The sequence below is a fragment of the Mycobacterium sp. SMC-11 genome (assembly GCF_046250095.1).
GTDB classification, from domain to species: domain Bacteria; phylum Actinomycetota; class Actinomycetes; order Mycobacteriales; family Mycobacteriaceae; genus Mycobacterium; species Mycobacterium heraklionense_A.
Genome location: NZ_CP176430.1, coordinates 1,439,676 through 1,461,427, shown reverse-complemented (window position 1 = coordinate 1,461,427; position 21,752 = coordinate 1,439,676). Strand labels below are relative to the sequence as shown.

Annotated in this window: 13 protein-coding genes and 1 tRNA gene; 3 read left to right on the top strand and 11 right to left on the bottom strand. The window is 67.1% G+C overall.

Features of this window, described 5'->3' with window-relative positions; genetic code table 11:
* Positions 1 to 24: 24 nt before the first annotated feature.
* The 5 genes from ACKY0X_RS06905 to ACKY0X_RS06885 form a co-directional block, all read right to left on the bottom strand.
* The gene (locus ACKY0X_RS06905) at positions 25 to 819 is read right to left on the bottom strand and encodes an aminoglycoside 3'-phosphotransferase (RefSeq protein WP_409428836.1); all 795 of its coding nucleotides are present in this window, start codon (positions 817 to 819) and stop codon (positions 25 to 27) included.
* Complete coding sequence (locus ACKY0X_RS06900; RefSeq protein WP_409428835.1) at positions 819 to 2,168, bottom strand: dipeptidase; 1,350 nt, start codon at positions 2,166 to 2,168, stop codon at positions 819 to 821. The genes ACKY0X_RS06905 and ACKY0X_RS06900 overlap by 1 nt, the downstream gene beginning before the upstream one ends.
* A 50-nt stretch (positions 2,169 to 2,218) precedes the next feature.
* Positions 2,219 to 2,611: a holo-ACP synthase gene (locus ACKY0X_RS06895; RefSeq protein ID WP_409428834.1), complete on the bottom strand. Its 393-nt coding sequence runs from the start codon at positions 2,609 to 2,611 to the stop codon at positions 2,219 to 2,221.
* Positions 2,612 to 2,622: 11 nt separating this feature from the next.
* On the bottom strand, positions 2,623 to 11,844 hold the full coding sequence (locus ACKY0X_RS06890) for a fatty acid synthase subunit beta domain-containing protein (RefSeq protein WP_409428833.1): 9,222 nt from the start codon (positions 11,842 to 11,844) through the stop codon (positions 2,623 to 2,625).
* 433 nt (positions 11,845 to 12,277) lie between these two features.
* Complete coding sequence (locus tag ACKY0X_RS06885; protein WP_409428832.1) at positions 12,278 to 13,000, bottom strand: DUF1906 domain-containing protein; 723 nt, start codon at positions 12,998 to 13,000, stop codon at positions 12,278 to 12,280.
* 134 nt (positions 13,001 to 13,134) lie between these two features.
* Between ACKY0X_RS06885 and ACKY0X_RS06880 the strand changes: the two genes are divergently transcribed.
* Complete coding sequence (locus ACKY0X_RS06880) at positions 13,135 to 14,391, top strand: MFS transporter (RefSeq protein WP_409428831.1); 1,257 nt, start codon at positions 13,135 to 13,137, stop codon at positions 14,389 to 14,391.
* 5 nt (positions 14,392 to 14,396) lie between these two features.
* Here the strand turns inward: ACKY0X_RS06880 and ACKY0X_RS06875 are convergent, their stop codons facing one another.
* From ACKY0X_RS06875 to ACKY0X_RS06860, 4 genes are all read right to left on the bottom strand, one after another.
* Positions 14,397 to 14,768: a DUF732 domain-containing protein gene (locus ACKY0X_RS06875; protein ID WP_409428830.1), complete on the bottom strand. Its 372-nt coding sequence runs from the start codon at positions 14,766 to 14,768 to the stop codon at positions 14,397 to 14,399.
* A 437-nt stretch (positions 14,769 to 15,205) separates the two neighbouring features.
* Positions 15,206 to 17,776: a S8 family peptidase gene (locus tag ACKY0X_RS06870; protein ID WP_409428829.1), complete on the bottom strand. Its 2,571-nt coding sequence runs from the start codon at positions 17,774 to 17,776 to the stop codon at positions 15,206 to 15,208.
* Positions 17,777 to 17,837: 61 nt separating this feature from the next.
* Positions 17,838 to 18,794 carry a hypothetical protein gene (locus tag ACKY0X_RS06865; protein WP_409428828.1) on the bottom strand — a complete coding sequence of 319 codons (957 nt, stop codon included), beginning with the start codon at positions 18,792 to 18,794 and terminating at the stop codon, positions 17,838 to 17,840.
* A gap of 633 nt (positions 18,795 to 19,427) precedes the next feature.
* Positions 19,428 to 19,513: transfer RNA gene (locus ACKY0X_RS06860), tRNA-Leu, on the bottom strand.
* 94 nt (positions 19,514 to 19,607) lie between these two features.
* Between ACKY0X_RS06860 and ACKY0X_RS06855 the strand changes: the two genes are divergently transcribed.
* Entirely contained in the window at positions 19,608 to 19,979 is a 372-nt protein-coding gene (locus ACKY0X_RS06855; RefSeq protein WP_409428827.1) for a hypothetical protein, read from the top strand.
* Positions 19,976 to 20,317, top strand: coding sequence for a DUF3817 domain-containing protein (locus tag ACKY0X_RS06850; RefSeq protein ID WP_409428826.1), 342 nt, complete (start codon positions 19,976 to 19,978; stop codon positions 20,315 to 20,317). The genes ACKY0X_RS06855 and ACKY0X_RS06850 overlap by 4 nt, the downstream gene beginning before the upstream one ends.
* 14 nt (positions 20,318 to 20,331) lie before the next feature.
* Here the strand turns inward: ACKY0X_RS06850 and ACKY0X_RS06845 are convergent, their stop codons facing one another.
* The gene (locus ACKY0X_RS06845; RefSeq protein WP_409429534.1) at positions 20,332 to 20,952 is read right to left on the bottom strand and encodes a non-canonical purine NTP pyrophosphatase; all 621 of its coding nucleotides are present in this window, start codon (positions 20,950 to 20,952) and stop codon (positions 20,332 to 20,334) included.
* Complete coding sequence (rph, locus tag ACKY0X_RS06840) at positions 20,949 to 21,728, bottom strand: ribonuclease PH (RefSeq protein ID WP_024443478.1); 780 nt, start codon at positions 21,726 to 21,728, stop codon at positions 20,949 to 20,951. Before rph ends, ACKY0X_RS06845 begins: the two co-directional genes overlap by 4 nt.
* Between the last annotated feature and the right edge of the window lie 24 nt (positions 21,729 to 21,752).

Here is a 21,752-nt window from a genome sequence, read left to right as displayed (position 1 = left end):
AAGTGGCCCTTGTGGGTCCGCCGATCAAGGATCGAGGGTCCACAACAGCCGGTAGTAGTCGATACGCTCCTGGTCTCGCCCGACTCCGTAGGCATCAAGGAGCACATCAGTCCAATCGGCACCGTAGTTCCACTCAGTGCTCCAGGTGGCCACCGCCAGATCGGCCCAGCGATCGGCAATCCCCAGTTCGCCGAGGTCGACGTGCCCCGTGGGGCGCCCCTCGTCGTTCAGCAAGGTGTTCGGTGCACAGGCGTCGCCATGGCACACCACCAGCCGATCAACCGGAGGTGGATCGGCTAGTCGCTGCAACGCCTGCGCGACGGTGAATCCGGCGAACTCAGCAGGCCACTCGGCCGGATCCAGTTGACCGGAACGGTGATTAGCGTCCGCGACCCGCCGCTCGGCGCTCCAGTCGAACGGACATTCCGCCACCGGCAAGCCGTCGTGCAGCGCCCGTAGTCCCCGCCCGATGCCCGTCACTGCTGGGCGGGGGTCGGCGATCCATCGCGGCGCGACCGCATTGGTGCCGGGCAGTGCCTCGGTGACCAGCCATTGCCCCTGTTCGTTGCGGCCGTGATCGAGTACGCGTGGCACCGGTGTGTAGTCGAGCGCCCACCGCAGTCGCGCCGCCTCGGCGGACAGGTCGATGCCGCTGTCGATCGGCGACCACTTGATGAAGCGGCGCCCGGCGGCGCCGGTGACCTCGAACGTGGTGCCGCCGACCTCGTTGAGCCACACCGGACGTGGATCATCGTCGCCGGCCAGCTGTCGTACGGCATCCGGCACGGTCTGCGGTAGTTGCGGTGGGCCAGCGATCATCAGGCGGGCTGACCGCCCAGCTTTTCCAGTAACAGCGCTTCGGCGGTAGCGGCGCGTTCCAGCACACCCAGGTGCAGGCTCTCGTTGATGCTGTGCGCCTGGGTGCTGGGGTCCTCCACCCCGGTAACCAGAATGGTCGCCTGCGGGTATGCAGCGGCGAACTCGGCGATGAACGGGATGGAGCCGCCCATGCCCATGTCTATGGGCTCGACGCCCCAGGCCTGGACGAACGCGGCCCGCGCGGCGTCGTACACCGGGCCGGTGGCGTCGATGGCGTAGGGCTGGCCGACATCGCCCGGGGTGACGGTCACCTGGGCTCCCCACGGCGCGTGCTGCTCAAGGTGAGCGGTGAGCGCGTCCAGGTGAGCGGCGGCGTCGCCGCCGGGTGCCACTCGCAGGCTGATCTTGGCGCGGGCCCGCGGAATCAGCGTGTTCGACGACGCCGCAATGCTCGTGGTGTCGATACCAATGACGGTGATCGCCGGCTTGGCCCACATCCGCTGTGGCACCGAGCCGGAGCCGATCTCGGTCACCCCGTCTAGCAGTCCGGTATCGGCACGTACGCGCTCGGGCGGGTAATCGACCGGTGCCGCAGTGCCTTCATGAAGCCCGGCGACGGCGACGTTGCCCTCGTCGTCGTGCAGGCTTGCCAGCAGCCGCACCAGGACGGTCAGCGCGTCGGGCACCACCCCACCCCACAACCCCGAGTGCAGACCGTGGTCTAGCGTCGCGACCTCCACCACGCAGTCGGCCAGCCCCCGCAGCGACACCGTCAGTGAGGGAATGTCGGTGCTCCAGTTGTCGGAGTCGGCGATCACGATCACGTCGGCGCTCAGCGCCTCGCGGTGCGCGGCAAGCAGCGCCCCCAGCGACGGCGATCCGGATTCCTCCTCACCTTCGACGAAGACCGTCACACCGACCGGCGGGTGGCCGCCGTGCGCCCGGAATGCCGCCAGATGTGTTGCGATACCGGCCTTGTCGTCGGCGGTGCCGCGGCCGTAGAGGCGCCCGTCGCGTTCGGTGGGTTCGAACGGCGGTGAATCCCACTGCCCCACGTCGCCTTCGGGCTGCACGTCGTGGTGCGCGTAGAGCAACACGGTCGGGGCACCCGGAGGCGTCGGATAGTGCGCGATAACTGCCGGCGCACCGCCCTCGGCGACGATCTGCACCTGCGGAAAACCCGCCTGGCTCAGCAGGTCTGCGACACGCTGAGCGCTGCGGTGCACCTCGGGTCGTCGCGCAGGGTCGGCCCACACCGACTCGATGCGCACCAGATCCTCCAGGTCAGCCCGCACCGACGGCAGGACGTCGCGGACTTGCTGGATCAGTTCACTACGACGAGCAGACATGAAAGCACCCTACGACGCAGCATTTTGGGGGTTTTCACGACTGCTCGGCGTCAATTGATCTCCAGGATCGCGACGGCAGCGGCGGTGTCGGCCTCGTGGGTCAGCGACACGTGAATCGTCACCTCGGCCAGATGCTGCGCGATCTCACCGGAGAGTCGCACCTTCGGACGTCCCCACGTGTCGGTGACCACCTCGATGTCGCGGTGAATCGCCTCCGGCAGCACCGGCTTCTGGGCAAACCGCGACCCCGACCATGCCTTGATCACCGCCTCCTTGGCCGCCCAGCGGGCCGCCAGGTGCCGCGCCGCCGACGAACTCTTGTCCGAGGCGTCGCGACGCTCCCCGGGGGTGAACGTCTCGGCGAACACCGTCCCGGGTTGGTCGACCTGCTCGGCGAAGTCGGGAATCGACACCAGGTCGATCCCGACACCAACGATGCCCATAACCAGTGACGCTATCCGATGTAGACGTCGCCGTCGCCGAGCCGTGCCGCGGGGTTGAGCAGCATCGCCGACTCCTGGCGCTTCTCCGGTGAGTCGTGGTCGAACCGCCGGTCCGCGGGCCGCTCGTACATCGGCTTGCCACCGGCGATCGCCGAGGCGAGTCGCCGCTGACCGGCCAGCACACGCTCACCAGCCTGCTGCTCGTACGCCGCGCGCTGGCTCGGGTCCAGCGCCGCCAGGAACGCCGCCGGGTGTACCAGGGCGACCAGACCGGAGACGTGACCGAAGCCGAGGCTGGTGACCAAACCGGCCTTGAGCGGGAACTTCTCCCCCAGCTCCAGCGTCTCGCGCACCCACACCAGGTGCCCGGCGGTGGCCAGCTCGTCGTCGACACAGTCCAGGCTGCGGTTGGGCGGGATGACCCCGTCGCGCAGCACCTGGCACAGGCCCATCATCTGGAAGACCGCCGCGCCGCCCTTGGCGTGCCCGGTGAGGCTCTTCTGGCTGATGACGAACAGCGGCGCACCGTCGGAGCGGCCCAGCGAGTCGGCCAGCCGCTCGTGCAGCTCGGTCTCGTTGGGGTCGTTGGCCAACGTCGAGGTGTCGTGCTTGGAGACCACCGCGATGTCGTCGGCACCCACACCCAGCTTGGCCAGCGAACGGGCCAGCATCGAGTCCTTGCCGCCCCGGCCCGCACCCAGGGCACCCAGGCCCGGAGCGGGGATCGAGGTGTGCACGCCGTCGGCGAAGCTCTGCGCGTAAGCCACCACCGCCAGGACCGGCAGGCCCATCTTGGCGGCCAGGTCGCCGCGGGCCAGCAGAATGGTGCCGCCACCCTGAGCTTCGACGAAGCCCAACCGGCGCCGGTCGTTGGCGCGGGAGAACTTCGAGTCGCTGATCCCCTTGGCGCGCATCATCTCGGTGTCGGCGGTGGCCGCCATGTCACCGAAGCCGATGATGGCCTCCAGGGTCAGGTCGTCGTAGCCGCCGGTGACCACCAGCTCGGCCTTGCCCAGCCGGATCTTGTCGACGCCCTCCTCGACCGAGACCGCCGCGGTGGCACAGGCGGCCACCGGGTGGATCATCGCGCCGTAGGACCCGACGTAGCTCTGGACCACGTGCGCAGCAACGACATTGGGCAGAACTTCCTGCAGGATGTCGTTCGGCTTGGCCCGCCCAAGCAGGTTGCCGTGGTACATGGTCTGCATCGAGGTCATGCCGCCCATGCCGGTGCCCTGAGTGCTGGCCACCAGCGACGGGTGCACCCAGCGCATCAGCTCGGTCGGGGTGAAGCCCGCCGACAGGAACGCGTCGACGGTCGCGACGATGTTCCACAGCGCCACCCGGTCGATGGAGGTGGCCATGTCCTGGCTGATCCCCCACACCGTCGGGTCGAACCCGGTCGGGATCTGAGCACCCACGGTGCGCGACAGCTTGCTCTTGCGCGGAACCCGAATCTCGGTGCCGGCCTTGCGGATCACCTGCCAGTCCGAGGAGTCCGGCACCGGGCGCACCACGGTGTGCTCGGGGTCGAACTCGACGAACGCTCGGGCGTCGGCCTCGCTGGAGACCACGAACGAGAAGTCCTTGTCCAGGAACACACTGACCAGCAGCGGTGAGGCGTGGTCGGGGTCGATCGCGCCGTCATCGACGAACTCGCGAACACCGACGCGTTCCACCACGGCGTCGTGGTAGCGCTCTACCAGCTCGGCCTCGTCGACCAGCTCACCGGTCGCGGTGTCGTACCAACCCGGGGTCGGGTCGTCCTCCCACTTGACCAAACCGGTGGTCCAGGCCAGCTCGAGCACCCCAGCTGCCGACAGCTCGCCGGAGACCTCCATCTCGAATCGGGTGCGCGACGAGCCCAGCGGCCCGAGTTCGGCGCCACCGACGATGACCACCAGGTCGGCCGGGTCGACGTCGAGGTCGGCCCAGGCCGGCGGGGGTGCCGGAGTGTGGCCCCGCGGCGGGCTCGGCAGTGCCGCAATGGTGTTGCCGGCGTCAGCCTCGTCGTCGGCTGCGGCTTCGCTCGTCATCTCCTCACGAGCCCGGGCAGCCAGCTCGGCCATGTCTAGGTTCGCCTCGGCCAGGCCACCGGTCAGGTCGGCCTCGATCGGGGCGTTGGCCGCGGCCACCTTGGACTCGACGTTGCACAAGCCCAGCAGCATGGCCGCCATCTGCTCGGTCGAGTAGGTGGTGACGCCGGCTTCCTCGACCGCATCGACGATGACGTCGTTGTGGCCCATCAGCCCGGTGCCGCGAGTCCAGCCGATCAGGGCGTGGGCCAGGCTGACCCGAGAAGCCCACGAGGACTCCGCCTTCCAGCGCGACACCAGCGCGTCCAGCGATGCCTTGGCCTCGCCGTAGGCGCCGTCACCGCCGAACATGCCGCGGTTGGGCGAGCCGGGCAGCACCACGTGCAGCCGGGAGGCGATGTCGCGCTCGGCGCCGATCTTCGACAGGCCGCCGATGAGGCGCTGCACCGCCCACAGCAGGACCTTCATCTCCATCTCGGCACGCGCACCGGCCTCGGACAGATCGCCGGTGACCCGCGGCGCCGCGAACGGGAACAGCAGCGTCGGGGTCTGCGCATCCTTGAGGTGGATCGACTGCGGCCCAAGGCTTTCGGCCTGCTCGGTTCCGACCCACTCGACCAATGCATCGATGTCGGAGTACGAAGCCATGTTGGCCGGCACCACCCACAGCGCGGCACCGAACCGAGCGTGGTCACGGTACAGGTCGCGGTAGAAGCTCAGTCGCTCGTCGTCGAGTCGAGACGTGGTGGCGATGACGGTCGCACCGCCGTCGAGCAGCTGCCCGACCACCGATGCCGCGATCGAGCCCTTGGAGGCACCGGTCACCACCGCCACCTCGTCGCTGTAGCGGCCCCGGCCCGGGTTCTCCGCGCCGGCGGCGATCCGGGCGTACAGCGAGCCGTGAATCTGCCGGCCCGAGGCCAGCGCCCGGGCCTGCCACCAGGACGCCTGGGTGGCGACCACGTGGCCGGCACCCTCGAAGCGCTCGGCCAGGCGCGGCCAGTCGGCGTCGATGTCGCCTTCGTCGACCAGCCACAGCTTGACCAGGTCCTCGCGGGCACTGGCCCAACGGTCGTCGAACAGCACCGCTTTGCGGCCGTCGAAGGCCGGCGCCACCAGGCGCGGCCAGTCCGAACCCAATTCGGCGCTCACCAGGTCGATCAGCTCGCTGTCGGTGGCACCCGCCGGGGCGCTTACCGCGTCGTCGAATCCGAGCTGGCCCAACACCAGCCGGGCCGCTGAGGCGAGCACACCGTCGCGGCCGGTGATCTGGGCGGTGAACTCGCCCAGCGCGGCCGCGTCCACGGTCGCGCCGCCGCCACCGCCTGCCGAGGGCAGGCTGACCGCGACACCGCGGCGTGCGGCGACGGCCTGCACGGCCGCATCGATGACCTTGTCGACGGCCGCGGCGTCGGCCAGGGCGCCCTCGTGCAACCCGCCCAGGGCGCCGCCCCGGACACTGCTGCCCTCGCGGGTCCCCAACGCCACCTCGACGGTGACGTGCTTGGCCCAGCCGTCACCGAGCTCCCACGTCTTCTTGACCCGTTCGGCGATGGCACCGGGGCGCTTGCCGGACGGTCCGAGAATGGTGCGCAGCTGATCGTTGATCGCGTCGGTCAGCACTGGGCCGTACGGCTTGTAGGTGCGGGCCAGCTTGGTCACCTGCGACTTCAGCCCGGACAGGTCGGCTTCGGCGGCGCCGTCGATGGCACCCAGGTTCAGCTCCGAGCCCAGGTCCACCAGCAGCTGGTTGCGCCGCGACGACGCGCCGTCGGTGATGGACTCGATGGAGTCCAGCTCCTCGATCTGGTCGATGCGCATCTTGGCGCTCAGTACGATCAGCGCGCAGGTGGCGTCGGCGGCGTCGAACGCAATGTCATCGGGGCGAGGTCCGCCGGCCGGCGCGGCGGGCGCCGGTGCTGCCGCCTCGGCCGGGGCGCCCTCCGCGGCGGCCTGGGCCGGTGCCTCTTCTTCTTCCGGCTCCGGCTCCGGGTCGGTGTCGGTGGCGAACAGCACCGCGGCGTCGCGCTCAGCGTTGAGCACCTCCACGGTGCTGTGGGCGTACTCGGGCAGCTTGAGCGTGTTGGTGGCCAGTCCGGCGACCGTCGGGGCGGTCTTCACCCCGATCTCGACAAACCGTTCCACGCCCAACCCACCGGCGGCCTGCTCGATGAACAGCAGGTCCTGGGTCTCGATCCAGCGCACCGGGCTGGCGAACTGCCAAGCCAGCAACTCGATGACGACCTTGCGGCACAGCTCGGCCGGCTTCTCGTTGCGCCAGGTGTCGTAGTTGGCCAGCACCTCGTCGAGCGGCTCGGCCGGCACCAGGTCGCGAATCTCCTGGATGAACTCCCGGTCCAGCGTGAACGGCTTGGGCACCAGGTTGGGGATGTAGCGGCCGACGATCAGCGCCGGGTCCTGGTCGCGCGGCATGACCCGCTCCAGCGAACGGCGGAAGTCATCCACGCCGATGCGCAGCACCTCCGAGTGGAACGGCACGTCGATCCCGGGAACCAGGATGAACGAGCGCTTGCCGCCGCTGATCTCGCGGCGCCGCTCGACCTCGGCCTCCAGCGCCTCCAGGCCGGCGACCGTGCCGGCGATCGCGTACTGCGAGCCGCGCAGGTTGAAGTTGACGATCTGCAGGAATTCACCGGTGCGCTCGGCGATCTCGGCGACGAACGCGGTGACGTCGGCGTCGTCGAGGTCGATCTGCGACGGCCGGATGGCGGCCAGTCGGTAGTTGGAGCGTCCCATGGCGTCACGTGGCACGATGTCGTGCATCTTCGAGCCGCGGTGGAACACCACCTCCAGCAGCGCTTCCAGCTCGTAGACGCCGCTGACGCAGGCCAGCGCGGTGTACTCGCCGACGGAGTGACCGCAGGCGATCGCACCCTCGACGAAGGCGCCCTGCTCGCGCATCTCGGCGACCTGTGCGGCGGCCACGGTGGCCATCGCGACCTGGGTGAACTGCGTCAAGTACAGCACGCCTTCGGGGTGCTGGTAGTGCACGCCGGAGGCGATCAGGCTGGTCGGGTTGTCGCGCACCACGTGCAGCACCGAGAAGCCCAGGGTTTCGCGGGTGAACTTGTCCGCGGAGTCCCACACCTTACGGGCGGCCTTGGACCGGGCACGGACCTCCATGCCCATGCCCTTGTGCTGGATGCCCTGACCGGGGAACGCGTAGACGGTCTTGGGCGCGGTCAGCCGAGCGGTGGCCGACATCACCAGGTCCGAACCGATCCGTGCGCTGATCTCCAGAACCTCTGCGCCCAGGTCGATCCCGACCCGGTCGACGCGGAAGTCGACGTCATCGCCGGGCTTGACCATGCCCAGGAAGCGCGCGGTCCAGCCGACCAGCCGCGCCGGCGGGCGGGCCTGGCCGTCGGTGGCGGTCACCACGTGCTGGGCCGCGGCCGAGAGCCACATGCCGTGCACGATGGGCGTTTCCAGGCCGGCCAGCAATGCCGCGGCCCGGTCGGTGTGGATCGGGTTGTAGTCGCCGGAGACCGCCGCGAACGGCCGCATGTCCACCGGCGCGGTCACGGTGACGTCGCGCCGACGGCGGCGCGGCGTGTCGGTGGCGTTGTCGGAGACCGCACCGCCGGCCCGAACCGGGTCGGTCAGTTCCGCGGCACCGGTGCGTCCGCGGATCGCGAAGCGCTCCTCCAGGGTGGCCAGCACGGTGCCGTCGGCCGCTGCGACCGTGACCGACACCGGGACGACACGGCCGACCTCGGTGTCGGTGGCCGCCGAAGCCGTTGCGGTGACGGTCAATTCGGCCGGCTCCGCCGGCAGCGCGGCGAGCAGCTGCGCCGCGTGGTCCAGGTGCACCAGGGACAGCAGGCCCTCGACAACCGGGAACCCGGCGTCGGTGGTGGCCGAGCCGATGGCGGCGAACACCGCCGGCCAGCACCGGCCGACCAGTGCGTCGGGAACGGTGGACAGTCCCGGAGCAAGCGGTGCGCCGAATGTCGCGGTCACCCCGGTGTGGTCGGCGACCTGCTCGGGGTTCCACTCCACGGTGACGGTGGCCGAGCCGTCGTGTACCGGCGGCAGGGCCTCCGGGCCGTCGACACCGGCGGCGATGGCCAGCACCGCGCGCATCGCGGCGGCGGCGTCCTCGGTGGAGACCAGCGGGGTGGCGCCGTCGACGACGGCTGCCGGCACGGTGAAGCGAATGTTGATCCAGACACCGGACAACGGCACGCTCAGTACCACATTGGCTTCTGAGGCGACCTCCAGCCGAGCGCCGGTCGACGGGTGGGTGGCGGTGCGGTTCTCGTGCACCTGCCACTCATCGGGGTCGGCGATCCGGTGCACCGGGTTGGTGGCGGTACGACCGGCCCACAGCACATCGGGGGCGTCGAGCAACACGGCCAGCGGGCCGGTCACATCGGTGCGGCCCCGACGACGCGCCGTCACCGGGGTGGGCTCCACGCCAGCGGCGAGCACCTGGTCAACTGCCGTCTGCTCGAAGCGATCCAGCAGCTCGCCGACCGGCTCGTCGACCCGGGTGATCCCGGCGACGGCGGTGATGCCCGGAATGATGCAGACCTGCTCGGCGGTGTAACGGGCGTCATGCGCCTGCCACAGCGAGTCACTGCGCCACCAACGGCGCACGTCCTTGTCGATCACCGGCACGAAGTTGACCGGCTTACCCGGCGTCTTGCAGAGCTGGGTGAAGAACGGCGCGTCGGCCGGGTGCAGCCGAACGGTCTCTGCCTCGGGGTAACGAGCCAGCAGCGCCGCAATAGCCTCTTCGGGACGCTCCAGGATCGACTGTGCGCCTTCGGAATCGGCGAACAGGGTCTCGATCGGACCGGACTCGAGTTCGTTGAGCCGCGCTTCTGCGCGCTGCAGCATCGAACCGAACCGCTCCCGCCAGGTGTCGGCCAGCCACGGGCTGTCCGGTGAGGCGGTGTCGGCGGTCGAGTCACCCGCGCCAATCGCCAATTCCACGTAGCGGCGCAACCACTGCGCGTACGTCATCTCGGCCACATCACCGAAGTAGGGCTTGGCGGTGTCGGCCAGCGCGGCGATGATCTCGTCGCGACGGGCCGCGACTGCCTCGCCGTCGCCGGCCACCTCGTCGAGCAGCCGGCCGCACCGCGAGGCGACGTTGTCGATCTCGTGGATGTCGGCCCCGAGCTGGCTGCGCGAGGACGCCATGCCGCCCTGCGCTTTTCCGGCGCCGATCCAGTGGTCGGTGCCCTTGGTGTCGACCAGCATCTGCTTGACTGCCGGCGACGTGGTGGCCTCCAGGGTGGCCATCGCCGCGGTACCGACCAAGATGCCGTCAACGGGCATCAACGGGAAGCCGTGCTGCTGCGACCAACGGCCGGACAGGTATTCGGCGGCCTGCTCAGGGGTGCCGATTCCGCCGCCGACGCACAGCGTGATGTTGGGCTGCGAGCGCAGCTCGGAGTAAGTCGCCAACAGCAGATCGTCGAGGTCTTCCCAGGAGTGGTGCCCACCGGCGCGACCACCCTCGACGTGGGCGATCACCGGCGTGGTGGGAACCTCGGCGGCGATGCGGATCACCGACCGGATCTGCTCGACGGTGCCGGGCTTGAACACCACGTGGCTGATGCCGGATTCATTGAGCTCGGCGATCAGCTCGACGGCCTCTTCCAGCTCGGGAATGCCGGCACTGATCACCAGCCCGTCGAACGGGGCGCCGGACTGACGCGCCTTCTGCACCAACCGCTTTCCGCCCACCTGCAACTTCCACAGGTAGGGGTCCAGGAACAGCGAATTGAATTGGACGGTCCGCCCCGGCTCGAGCAGCGTCGTCAGCTCCGCGACCCGGTCGTTGAAGATCTCCTCGGTAACCTGGCCACCGCCGGCCAGCTCAGACCAGTGCCCGGCGTTGGCGGCCGCGGCGACGATCTTGGCGTCGACGGTGGTCGGCGTCATGCCGGCCAGCAGGATCGGCGAGCGGCCGGTCAGCCGGGTGAACTTGGTGTCGAGCTTGACCCGGCCGTCGGGCAGCGTGACCACCGACGGGGCGTAGCTCGTCCAAGGCCGAGCGACCTCCGGGACGGCGCCGATGGTGAACAGGTTGCGCTGACCACCGCGGGTAGCCACCGGCACGATCCCGATGCCCAGGCCGCGAATCACCGGCGCGGTCAGTCGGGTCAGGATGTCGCCGGGTCCCAGATCCAGAATCCAGCGGGCACCCGCGTCGTGCAGCGTGGTGACCTCGTCGACCCAGTCGACCTCGCCCACCAGGATCGAGTCGGCCAGTTGGCGGGTCAATTCCACATCCAGACCCACCTTGGCGGCCCACTGCGCGACGATCTCGATGCCGTCGGACAGCCGCGGCGAGTGGAAACCGACCTCGACCTGGACCGGTTCGAAGACCGGAGCGAAGACCGCGCCGCCGCGCAGCTTGTTCTTGCGCTCGGCGGCCTCCTTCTCGGCGATCTGCTCGCAGTACAACTCGAAACGGGACAGCTGCTCGGGGGTTCCGGTGATCACCACGGCACGACGACCGTTGCGGATGGACAGCACCGGCGGAAGCACCGTGCGCACATCCTGGGCGAACTCGTCCAGCAGTTGCCGGATGCGCTCGGGGTCGACATTGGTGACCGACACCATCGGCGGGCGGTCGCCCAGGATCGAAATGCCGCGGCGACGGGCCACCAGCGTTCCGGCGGCACCCAGCAGCTGCGCGATCGCGAGCAGCTGCACGTCGGTGGAACCGCCGGCCTTCAGCGACTCGACGGCCAGGATGCCCTGCGAGTGCCCAGCCGCGGCGACGGGCGGGGTGGCCGAAAGGTCCAGCCCTTGACGCTCCAGGGCCCGCATTGCGGCGATCTGAGTCAGCAGTACGCCCGGCACCGACACGGCCGCCGAAGTCAGTTGCTTGGCCGACGGGATGGGGTCCTCGGCCGCCAGCGCCCGCACCCATTGCAGCGGCTCGAAGCCGATGGGCCGGACCACCACGAGTTCCTTGGCGATCGGCTCGAGCAGCAGGTCAGCCTCACCGGCCAGCGTGGCCAGCTCCGTCTCGATGCCGGCCGAAGACACCAGCTCCTCGAGCGACTCCAACCAGGCACTGCCCTGTCCACCGAAGGCGACCGCGTACGGCTCGCCGCCCGTCAACCGGTCCACCAGAGCGGACGAGGCACTGGCGAACCGCCCCGAGCCTGCACCGTCAGCGGAAACCCGGTCGTGTTCGTGGATCGTCACGTTATGTATCTCCCCTGCCCTGGTTAATGTCACGTCTTCATCGACGGGTGCCGGAATGACCGGCCATCTGCGGGTTCTCGCGTGTTCGCGGCCGCGCTACAGCCGTAAGAGTGTCATAAGAACCTGTGCCGTTTCTGCAGCAAATTGGTTACTGGTGAGTTCTACGCTCGGGTAACCCAGCCCCGGGTATCACGGGGCTCGACGGCACGCGTAAGCATCCGGGACAAACGTCCTGCATGCGTGGGGTTACGGTCGAGTAGCCATAACGGCGCAGATCAAGGCTCCATTGTTATCTAATCGTTATGTTTGAATCAGCCAGGCCAACTGGCTTCGGCGGCGCCTGAGGCCCCGAACTCGAACGAGTGCGGCGATCCCCACCCTGCACAGCCACATTCGACGCCAGTTTGCTGGCGTGATGGCGACCCGACCGCCGTCAGACCCACTGACCGAACTGGGGCGCCAGGATCTCGTTAATGTCCACTCCCACGCCGCCGACCGTGCGCCTGTCGATCTCGACCTGGTGCAAGTTGGCGGCCGGGTGGGCAATACCGCCGGGTGAACCAAAGTTGTGTTGCCAGAAGCACGAGCCCAGACCGTCCTGCAGCGCCCACTCAATGGTCTTGGAGTTGGCGTAGACGCCGGTACGCTCCGGCCCGACCACCGATTGCCAGCCCCGCAGGTAGGGAGCGACCTGCTCTTTGTACTGCTCGAAGGACGGGTTGTCGTCGATGGAGGCGTAGATCGGCGCGCTGTCCGGGCCGCCGGCCGCCGTGTGCAACTGTGCACCACGCTTGGCGTGGTCCACACCGGCGTCCTGGCCACCCAACCAGTCCGCGGTCGCCTGCTTTCCGAACTGGTAGCAGGAGACGACCGTGAGTCCGTTCTCCTGCAGGTCACGTGCCTCGGCCAGCTGCATCGGCTTGCCGAGCATCCAGTCGGCGCCGGGCCGACGGTCCGACACATAGCGGATAGCACCCGCAGCGCCGGACGCCTTGATCGCGTCGGCCGACAAGACCCCGGCCGAATAGTCCAGCAGAATGCCCAGCGGCGCCGCCTCTGCGGCCGCGGCGAGCAGCGCCGAAACGCCGGCACCGAGGCCGGCCGCCGCAGGCACCGCCGCGGCCAGCTTGAACACGTCGCGCCGTGAAATCATCACGCGACACAGACTAGGACAGACTTTGGCGCGGTTTTGGCCGGTCACCGGCGAAAACCGCGCCAAAATCGTGTGCGACCATAGCCCGTGTCCTGCAATAGACAGACCAACAGACAGACAGACAAGGTAGGCCCGAATTGCGTCCCTGGATCGTGTGGGGCACCGGCCTGCTGTCCTATTTGGTGGCCGTGCTGGACCGAACCACCTTCGGGGTCTCGGGTCTGGACGCCGCCGATCGCTTCCACGCCGGCCCGAGCACGCTGTCCTCGTTCGTGATCGTGCAGTTGATCATCTACGCCGCCATGCAGATTCCGGCCGGAGTGCTGTTGGACCGCTTCGGGCCCCGGGCGATGATCGCCACCGGCGTCCTAGTGCTCTCCGCTGCCCAACTGACGCTGTCGCTGACCCATTCGCTTCCCACCGCGGTCGGCGCGTACGGCGTCATCGGCCTGGGTGACTCGTTCATCTTCATCTCGGTCATCCGACTGCTGCCCAATTGGTTTGCACCCAAACGTGTTCCGCTGCTCACCCAGCTGACCGGCATCTGCGGTCAGTTCGGCCAGTTCCTCTCGGCAGTGCCGTTCCTGGCAATCCTGCTGCACAGCGGCTGGACGGCCGCCTACCTCTCGGCCGCGGGGCTGGGCCTGTTCGCCGGCATGCTGACACTCGCCGTCACCCGCGACGCGCCGCCGGGGGCGCCCGTTGCTGTGCACGCGCGGACCTTCCGTGATGCGTTCGGTGGGATCAAAACGGTGTGGTCGCGGCCAGGGACCAAGGCGGGTTTCTTCACCCACATGGGCAACGCGTTCTCCCCCGGCGTGTTCGCGCTGATGTGGGGGGTGCCCTATCTGACCACCGCGCAGGGACTTTCGCGTGGCATGGCGGGTGCGGCGCTGACGCTGTCGGTGCTGCCCTTCATCGTGGTGGGGCTGCTGGTCGGAACGATTTCGGGGCGCTGGCCACAGCACCGGTCGCGTGTGGCGCTGACCATGATGGCGCTGATCGCGCTGACCTGGACGGTGCTGTTGGCGCTGCCGCGCCCCGCGCCGCACTGGTTGCTGGTCGTACTGATCCTGGTGATTTCGGCGGGCCAGCCGGTATCGATGCTGGCCTTTGACTTCGCCCGCACCTACAACCCGCCAGCCGCGTTAGGCACCGCGCAGGGCATGGTCAACACCGGCGGCTTCATCGCCACCCTGCTCATCATGCAGGCGATGGGGATGGTTATCGCGACGGCCGGCGGCTACTCATTCGAGGCATTCCGGCTGGCCTGGACCATGCAGTACATCGTCTGGGCGGTGGCCGCCGTCGGCGTGGTGATCTACGCGCGAAAAGCTCGCGGCTCCGAGACGTTCGGCGAAACGCCCATACCTGTGGCCGTGTCCGAGCATTGAACGAATCAGCGCCCCGGTACGCGTAGATACGGATCCGGCAACTGTGGGCAATAGGCATCCCGGGCCGCATTGATGATGGCGTGCGCTTCGTTGGGTGACACTTCCAGATTCGCGATGACCGAGACGGGCACCAGCCGGGGCGAATCGCTCAGCGCCACGCAGACCGCGTGGCCCTCTTGCACCATCAGATTGCGCAACGGCTCGCACTTGATACTGCCGCAGATCTGCTTGGCGTAGTCGGGGTGCAGCCCCTGTTGCTGCAGTTCATCGAAGAACACCTGGTCCTCATCGGGTTGCGCCGCCGCGACCGGTATCGGGGCAAGGACACCGGCACCGACCATCGCCACGCTGAACGCGCTAGCCACCCAAATCTTCATCGCGGTGCACCAATCCACGGACGACTACATCGATCATTCTGACACCGGCGGGCGCGCCAGCGGGGCGAAGTCGAGCAGCCGAAAAACCGACCTTTGTCGTCCACTTCAGCCCGTACGCCCGCGAGTTAGCTGGAAGGGCGCTGGCAGTCCGCTGTTCGCGGCGCAGTACTCCACGCGACGGAGGCACAAAACGCCTGATTAAGGCGCGTTCCATTGCGTAACGCGGCTTCGACATCCACGACCTCGAACTTATTAGCTGGATGGGACAGGCCTATCAGAAACCCGAAGCGATCCGCAAGTTGCAGCCGCGCCCAGTACTGACGCACCAAGGCGGCCTGCATGGATCCATGTTCGGAAGGCCGGACAAAAATTGACTGTTGCGTAACATGAAATTGTTAGCTGAATTTTGGCGACATTGGACTTCGCTTTCGTGTCGGTCAGTCGAGTCCACTGCGGTATGGGGGCACGAGGCGCAGTGTGGCGGGCTCCGTCGGAGTGGGGTTGGTCAGTCTTAGGGTGAAGCTGCCCGGCTCGAGTCCGCCAGTGTCGATCGTCAGTACGTTGTCGTGCACGGCCGCACGTTGGACGACCGCGCCGTCGGAAGTGACGAGTTCTGCTTCGACGTAACTGCTTTCGTCCACGTCGAAGACGATCGGTTCGCCCGCCGGTACACCGTTCACCAGACGGTCGCCGGTGAGTTCGACGCTGTACTGCACCTCGTGGTTGACGAATTGGATGTGCGCCGGGTCGGTCCACCACTCTGGCAAGACCTCAAAAGTCGGTAGGTCGCCGACTCGGAATTCGGCCAGCATCGACACCGTGAGTGAGTAGCGGGTGGGCTCCGAGCCGGACACCTTAAGGTAACTTCTGGCTGACTCAGGCGGACGGATCTGCAGTTCCTTCTTGTGGGACCATTGCCTGATCACAGCGCGGTCTTCGTTGAACAGCGTCACGTCGACAGGGACTTCAGAGGTGAGCCCGATCCACGGCAGCACGCGGCCTTGGCGGGCGGGTGCGTCGAACACGAAATAGTCCCTGTCCATCCACCGCTTCTGCTCCCACGGCACAGTGTCGGAGCGGCGGAATTCTTCGTGCAGGGTCAGCTCGAAAGTTCCGGGCCCGTTCCCAGCGATACTGTCGAGCGGTGTGCGTCGGAAGCGCAACCAAGTGGCGGTATCGAAGGTGTCATTGGGTTCAAAGCGATCCGGCGCTGGGGACCAAGGCATGGGGTTGACGTTGAGGTGATAGGCGGTCAGGCCGGTGCTGGTGACGCGCACCGTGTAGGTACCGGGCGGCACTATCGCATCGCGTCGGCGTACGCCTGGGGCGGTGGGCACCTTCTTCAGACCAGCGACAGTTTCGCCATCGGCGTTCAGGACCGTCACCGTCATGTCGGCGAGGCGCTCGTACCAGCTCACTTCGGCTGTTAGCCAGGAGTATTCGGTCAAGGTAAGCGTGTAGTCGTCGACATCACCGGGCTCCTTGGCGATGCCGAACCCGTCGTTCAGCGGTCTGTATGCGCCGAACGACCCGAACCGGTAGAGCGGCCTCGGGGACGGCGAGTCCGTCCAGTCCGGTAGCGAGTAGTCCAGGGCGCTGAGGACGGCCGCGTAGGCATCGAGGCCCTTGGTGACTGGTCCGGCGCCGTCCCGGGCTGATTCGAGCAGCCGCTTCTTGATTTCGGCGACATCCATCGTCGGGGCGACCGCACGCATCATGGCGATCGTGCCGGCGACCAAGGGGCTGGCCATCGAGGTACCGGTCCTGGCCGATACGGCCGGATTGTCGCCGTCAGGGGCGACCGGAACATCGGTTCCTGGCGCCCAAATATCAACCATCGGACCGCGACTCGACTTCGGCCAAGCTGTCAGATTGTCACCGGCGAGCGCGCCAACGGCTATAACGTGCGGGTCTGCAGCGGGGTATGTCTTAGGCCCAAACGCGGAACCCTTCACGAGGGTCTGGCCGTCATTGCCAGCTGCTGCGACCATTGCTACCCCGCTCTGCGCGGCGAATTGCGAAGCCTTGTCCCATTCCTTGCCGGGCGAACCAAATGAGTACCCGTACCTGAAGCTCATGTTCAGCACGTCAACGCCCCACACCGCACACAGTTGGAGACCAAAAAGATCGCCCGCCAGGGACTCGGACCTGAGCAACAGCACGGGGAAAGCGACTTGACTGCCGGCCCCTACCGAACCCGTCATGTTGTTGATTACGCCTGCGGCGGCACTGGCGACGGCCGCACCGTGCCAACGACGCAGTGGGTCCGAACTCGGGCCCCCAATGCCCAGCTTGGGGTCGTCGACGTTGAGGCCAACCAGAGGATTGCGTAGATCGGGACCGCTCGCTGATCCCGGACTGGCTGTCGGACTGCCCAAATTGGGAATCCAGAAGCCATTGTCGAGGACCGCGAGCATCACGTCCTGTGGCTTCTTGGCCATGCGGTACGAATCGATCAGTTGCCAGGCTTCGATGAAGTGGGCGGCGCCGTCGAAGACGCCGGAACCGATCGGGCTCATGCCGTTGAGTTCAACGATCGAGGAAAGTGGCATCCAGCACGGACGGCTCACATAGTTCAGTCCGACGAGCCCTTCCGGGTAGCGGTCTGTCAGGGCCGCCATCGATGCTGCCATTTCGGATGAGACGCCGGATTGTTCGCGGAAGTCGTTGTCCTTTATTGCCGCCGAGACTGACTGACCGAAGACGATTCTAAGCGTCGGCGGAGGCAGGGTAATGTCGCGAGCGCGATGAGTGAGATGCCGCGGTGGCTTCGGAATCTCCTTCGGTCGCGCAATTCTGCCGCCGAAACCATGTATGAGCTCGTCGACCACATCGCCATGTTCGGAGCCGACGAGTAGCTCGTTCTCGACGAACAGCACAGGGTCAGCGGCGTTGTCGTCCAACGGACATAGTGCACCGATACGTCTGCCCATACGCAGGGTCCACAGATGAGCGGCCTTCGCCGCAAGGGTATCTGCCGAGTTCGACTTGGCGGCACCAGCGTTCACGTTGCACCATCCTTCCGACGTGCGTTCTGGCTAACTCTCCGGTGACGGCCCGATACTTATGTCACCACTTCCACGATTTTTTGTAGGGAGTGAGCGGGGGGCAGGTAATGGTGATGTTGTAGGTGATACCCGGCGTTGGGGCCGGGCGGACGAGATCGTGTTCCGCGTCCCCAGTAACGTCGAATTTCTGGTCAGGGTCAGGAAAGATTCCGTCGCTGTATTCGCAGCTGATGGCTGGCTTACCGGCGTTGTTGGTGATGCCGACGTGTCCGGTGATCGACACGAGCTGCGGGGGGTCGAAGCGAAGCGTGATCTCCGAGGGAGGCGGAGGCGGCGGTGGCTGCTGCCGAGGGGGGAACTTCGCGTAGGTCACACCGGCATTGATGAGCGGGGTGCCGTCTTTTTTGCATACCGGCACAAGATTCGGCGTGCCAATGCCGTTGTAGATTTGCAGGGCCCTGGCTTTTGCCGCCTCGGAAGTCGGCCCGAATGCGTAATTGGTGTATGAGCCCACCGTCACTGCGACACAAGGTTGGTATGCAGGCTGCCCAGTCTCATTCGGCACCGAAACGACCGAACAGCCTCCGGAACATTTTTCCAACGCCTTCTTCTCGGCGGTGACGCGAGAGGGGTAGCCATCGGCAGCAGACCACGCTTGATACGAGTACGCCACTGCCGAGAATCTCGGCGGGATTGAGCATTTAAGCGGCTTGGCTGAACGCCAGCCGTTGGTTACCCCGCTGTCATTTGTGGTCGCGCCTCTCGCGATGCCGTTGCCATCGATAGTGCCGCTGTAGTCGTTCCAATCGCTTGAGCCCTGTTTCGGGTCCCAGTCCGCTCTGAAGTAGATGTGGTCGACGTGGTAAATGTCGGCATTCTTGTCAGTGGATACGTGGCCAGTCGTCACGCCCTTCGGGCCAAAAAGAGCGGGAGAAAGGTACCGAATGGGCTGTCCTGACGCCGCGTCTGCGTTCCAGCCTTCCATCTCCACCACGATGCCGTTGTCCTGGTTGATCACAAATGTGCCTGCAGGTATCACCCAGTTGCCGCAGGCTGGTGGGGCCAGTGGAGCGGACGGTCGCGCGTCCGCAGGTGGGGGGATCATCTGGAGACCGACCGCAGCCACCACGGCCGCGAAAGCAAGAACGCGAGTTCGGTTTCGAATAGCCATGCGCGTTCTCCTCTGCCGCATCGGCCTCCTTAACAGCCGGGCCGATACAACTGATGATCGGCTGTGATACCACTGCGAGCTGCAGTAGCGCAGTACTGCACCTTCACGACGAACGCGGTTTGGCTACGCAGCGTTAAAACCGGCGGCGTCAGCACTAGTCGGTACTGGCCACCACTGCCTAATGAAGACGCCTCTACCAGTGCGGATCCGCCGAAGAACCCAACTTCCGAGGAGTGCACCTAACAGGACAACTATCGAACCCCGCACCTCTGCGGCGGCTGCTCGAGCGAAAGAGATCCCTGGTCAGTGAAAGCGCTGCAAGCCTCTGCGACGGCGCCTTCAAGATAGGGCTCGCACGGCCGTAGGGCATCTGCGACTACCAACCAACAGGCAAAGACCGCCACGCATGATGGCACCACAAACAAAAACAGACCGAACCCTGAGGGTTCGGCCTGTCCGGGATCTCCCGAGAGATCACACTGGTGCGGGCGGAGGGACTCGAACCCACACGCTCTTTCGAGCACCGGCACCTAAAGCCGGCGCGTCTGCCATTTCGCCACGCCCGCAAACGCAGTCATCGTAGCGTCCGGTCCGCCGCATCTCACAACGCGAACCCCTTCCGGACGGCCATCGCGCCAGCTCGCGCGGTACCGTCATAAGGTGTCCACTACACGGCGTCGGAGACCTGCACTGGTTGTGCTGGTGATCGTCGCTGCCAGCGCGTGCCTGTTGCTGGGCTGGTGGCAGTGGAGCCGGTTCCAAGAGGTCAACGGCACCTTCCAGAATCTCGGCTACGCGCTGCAGTGGCCGCTGTTCGCCTGGTTCTGCGTGTACGCCTATCGCAAGTTCGTTCGCTACGAAGAAGAGCCGCCCGAGCTGCACCCCGACGATACGGTGACCGAGATACCCGCTGGACTGTTGCCGGAGCGGCCCGCAGCCGCTGCCCCCACCGATGACCCCGCGATGCGGGAGTACAACGCTTATTTGGCCGAGCTCTCCGAGAACGACCGACAGAACAGGAACACCGCATGACCGAGTCACCCGCCCAGGCCGCTCCCGCCGAGAAAGTCCGCAGCGCGCTGCTGCCCTACCGGGTGATGGCGTGGGCAACGGGTATCTGGCTGATCGCGCTGTGCTACGAGATCGTGATGCGCTACGTGGTCAAGGTGGACAATCCGCCGACCTGGATCGCCGTGGTCCACGGCTGGGTGTACTTCGCCTACTTGCTGGCCGCTTTCAACCTGGCGATCAAGGTCCGCTGGCCGCTCGGCAAGACCGTGGGGGTGCTGTTGTCCGGCACCATTCCCCTGCTCGGCATCATCGTCGAGCACTTCCAGTCCCGAAACATCAAGGCCCAGTTCAACCTCTGAGCCCCGCGACGTCGTTACACCAGCGAGCGCAGCGCCGGCAGCAGCAACTCCAGCGCCCGGCCGCGGTGCGACGCGGCGTCCTTCTCGGCCGGGCTCAACTGCGCGGCGGTGCGGTCGGTGCCCGCGGGCACAAACACCGGGTCGTAGCCGAATCCGCCGTCGCCGTGCGGTTCTCGAGCGATGCTGCCGGCCCACTCGCCGCGCACCACTACCTCGCTCTCGGGACCGGTGCCCCATACCAGCGCGCACGCGGAGACGAACGCCGCGCCGCGCCGCTCGTCGGGCACGTCGCTCAACTGCGCCAGTAACAGGGCGGTGTTGGCCGCGTCATTACCGTGACTGCCCGACCAGCGCGCCGAGAGCACCCCCGGCATGCCGTTGAGCGCCGCGACGGTCAGGCCCGAATCGTCTGCGACACAAGGCAATCCGGTGGCCGCGTAGCCGTCGCGCGCTTTGGCCAGTGCGTTCTCCTCGAACGTCGCCGCGGTTTCCGGCGCTTCGGGATACGGCGGCACCTCATCGAGCGAAACCAGTTGCACGCCCGAGACTCCGGCGTGCTCCAACACCCGGCTAAGTTCGGCCAGCTTCTTGCGGTTGCGGCTGGCGACCAGCAGTTGCGTCACCGGCGCGGTCAGCTGCCGAACGCCTTCTTCGGCGCCGGCCCCTCCGGCAGCACGCCCGGATACGGCAACGCCAGCGCTTCGCGCTGCACCACGAACAACTTCTCGCAGGCGGCCAGCGCCGCGTCGAGCATCTTGTCCAGGGTCGAGCGCGGGAACGTCGCACCCTCACCCGTGCCTTGGATCTCCACCAGTGTTCCGGTGTCGGTGGCGACCACGTTCATGTCGACCTCGGCACGCGAGTCCTCCTCGTAGGGGAGGTCGACGCGGACCCGGCCGTCGACCACGCCAACGCTGACTGCTGAGATCGCGCACGACAGCGGGCGGGGGTCCGACAACTTGCCGGCGGCCGACAGGTAGGTGACCGCATCGGCGAGGGCCACATACGCGCCGGTGATCGCCGCGGTGCGGGTACCACCGTCAGCCTGCAGTACGTCGCAGTCGATCGCGATGGTGTTCTCCCCCAGCGCGGCCAGGTCGATGCAGGCGCGCAGCGAGCGACCCACCAGCCGGCTGATCTCCTGGGTCCGCCCGCCGACTCGACCCTTGACCGATTCGCGGTCGGAGCGGGTGTGGGTGGCGGCAGGCAGCATGGCGTACTCGGCGGTCAGCCAACCGCGGCCGGAGCCCTTCCGCCAGCGCGGTACACCTTCGGTGACGCTGGCCGTGCACATGACCCGGGTGTTGCCGAATTCGACCAGAACCGATCCGGCCGGGTTGGCGGTAAAGCCGCGGGTGATGACGACCGGGCGCAGCTCATCGTCGAGGCGACCGTCTTCTCGTTTGGACACGCGGATAACCCTAGCGGGGATCGC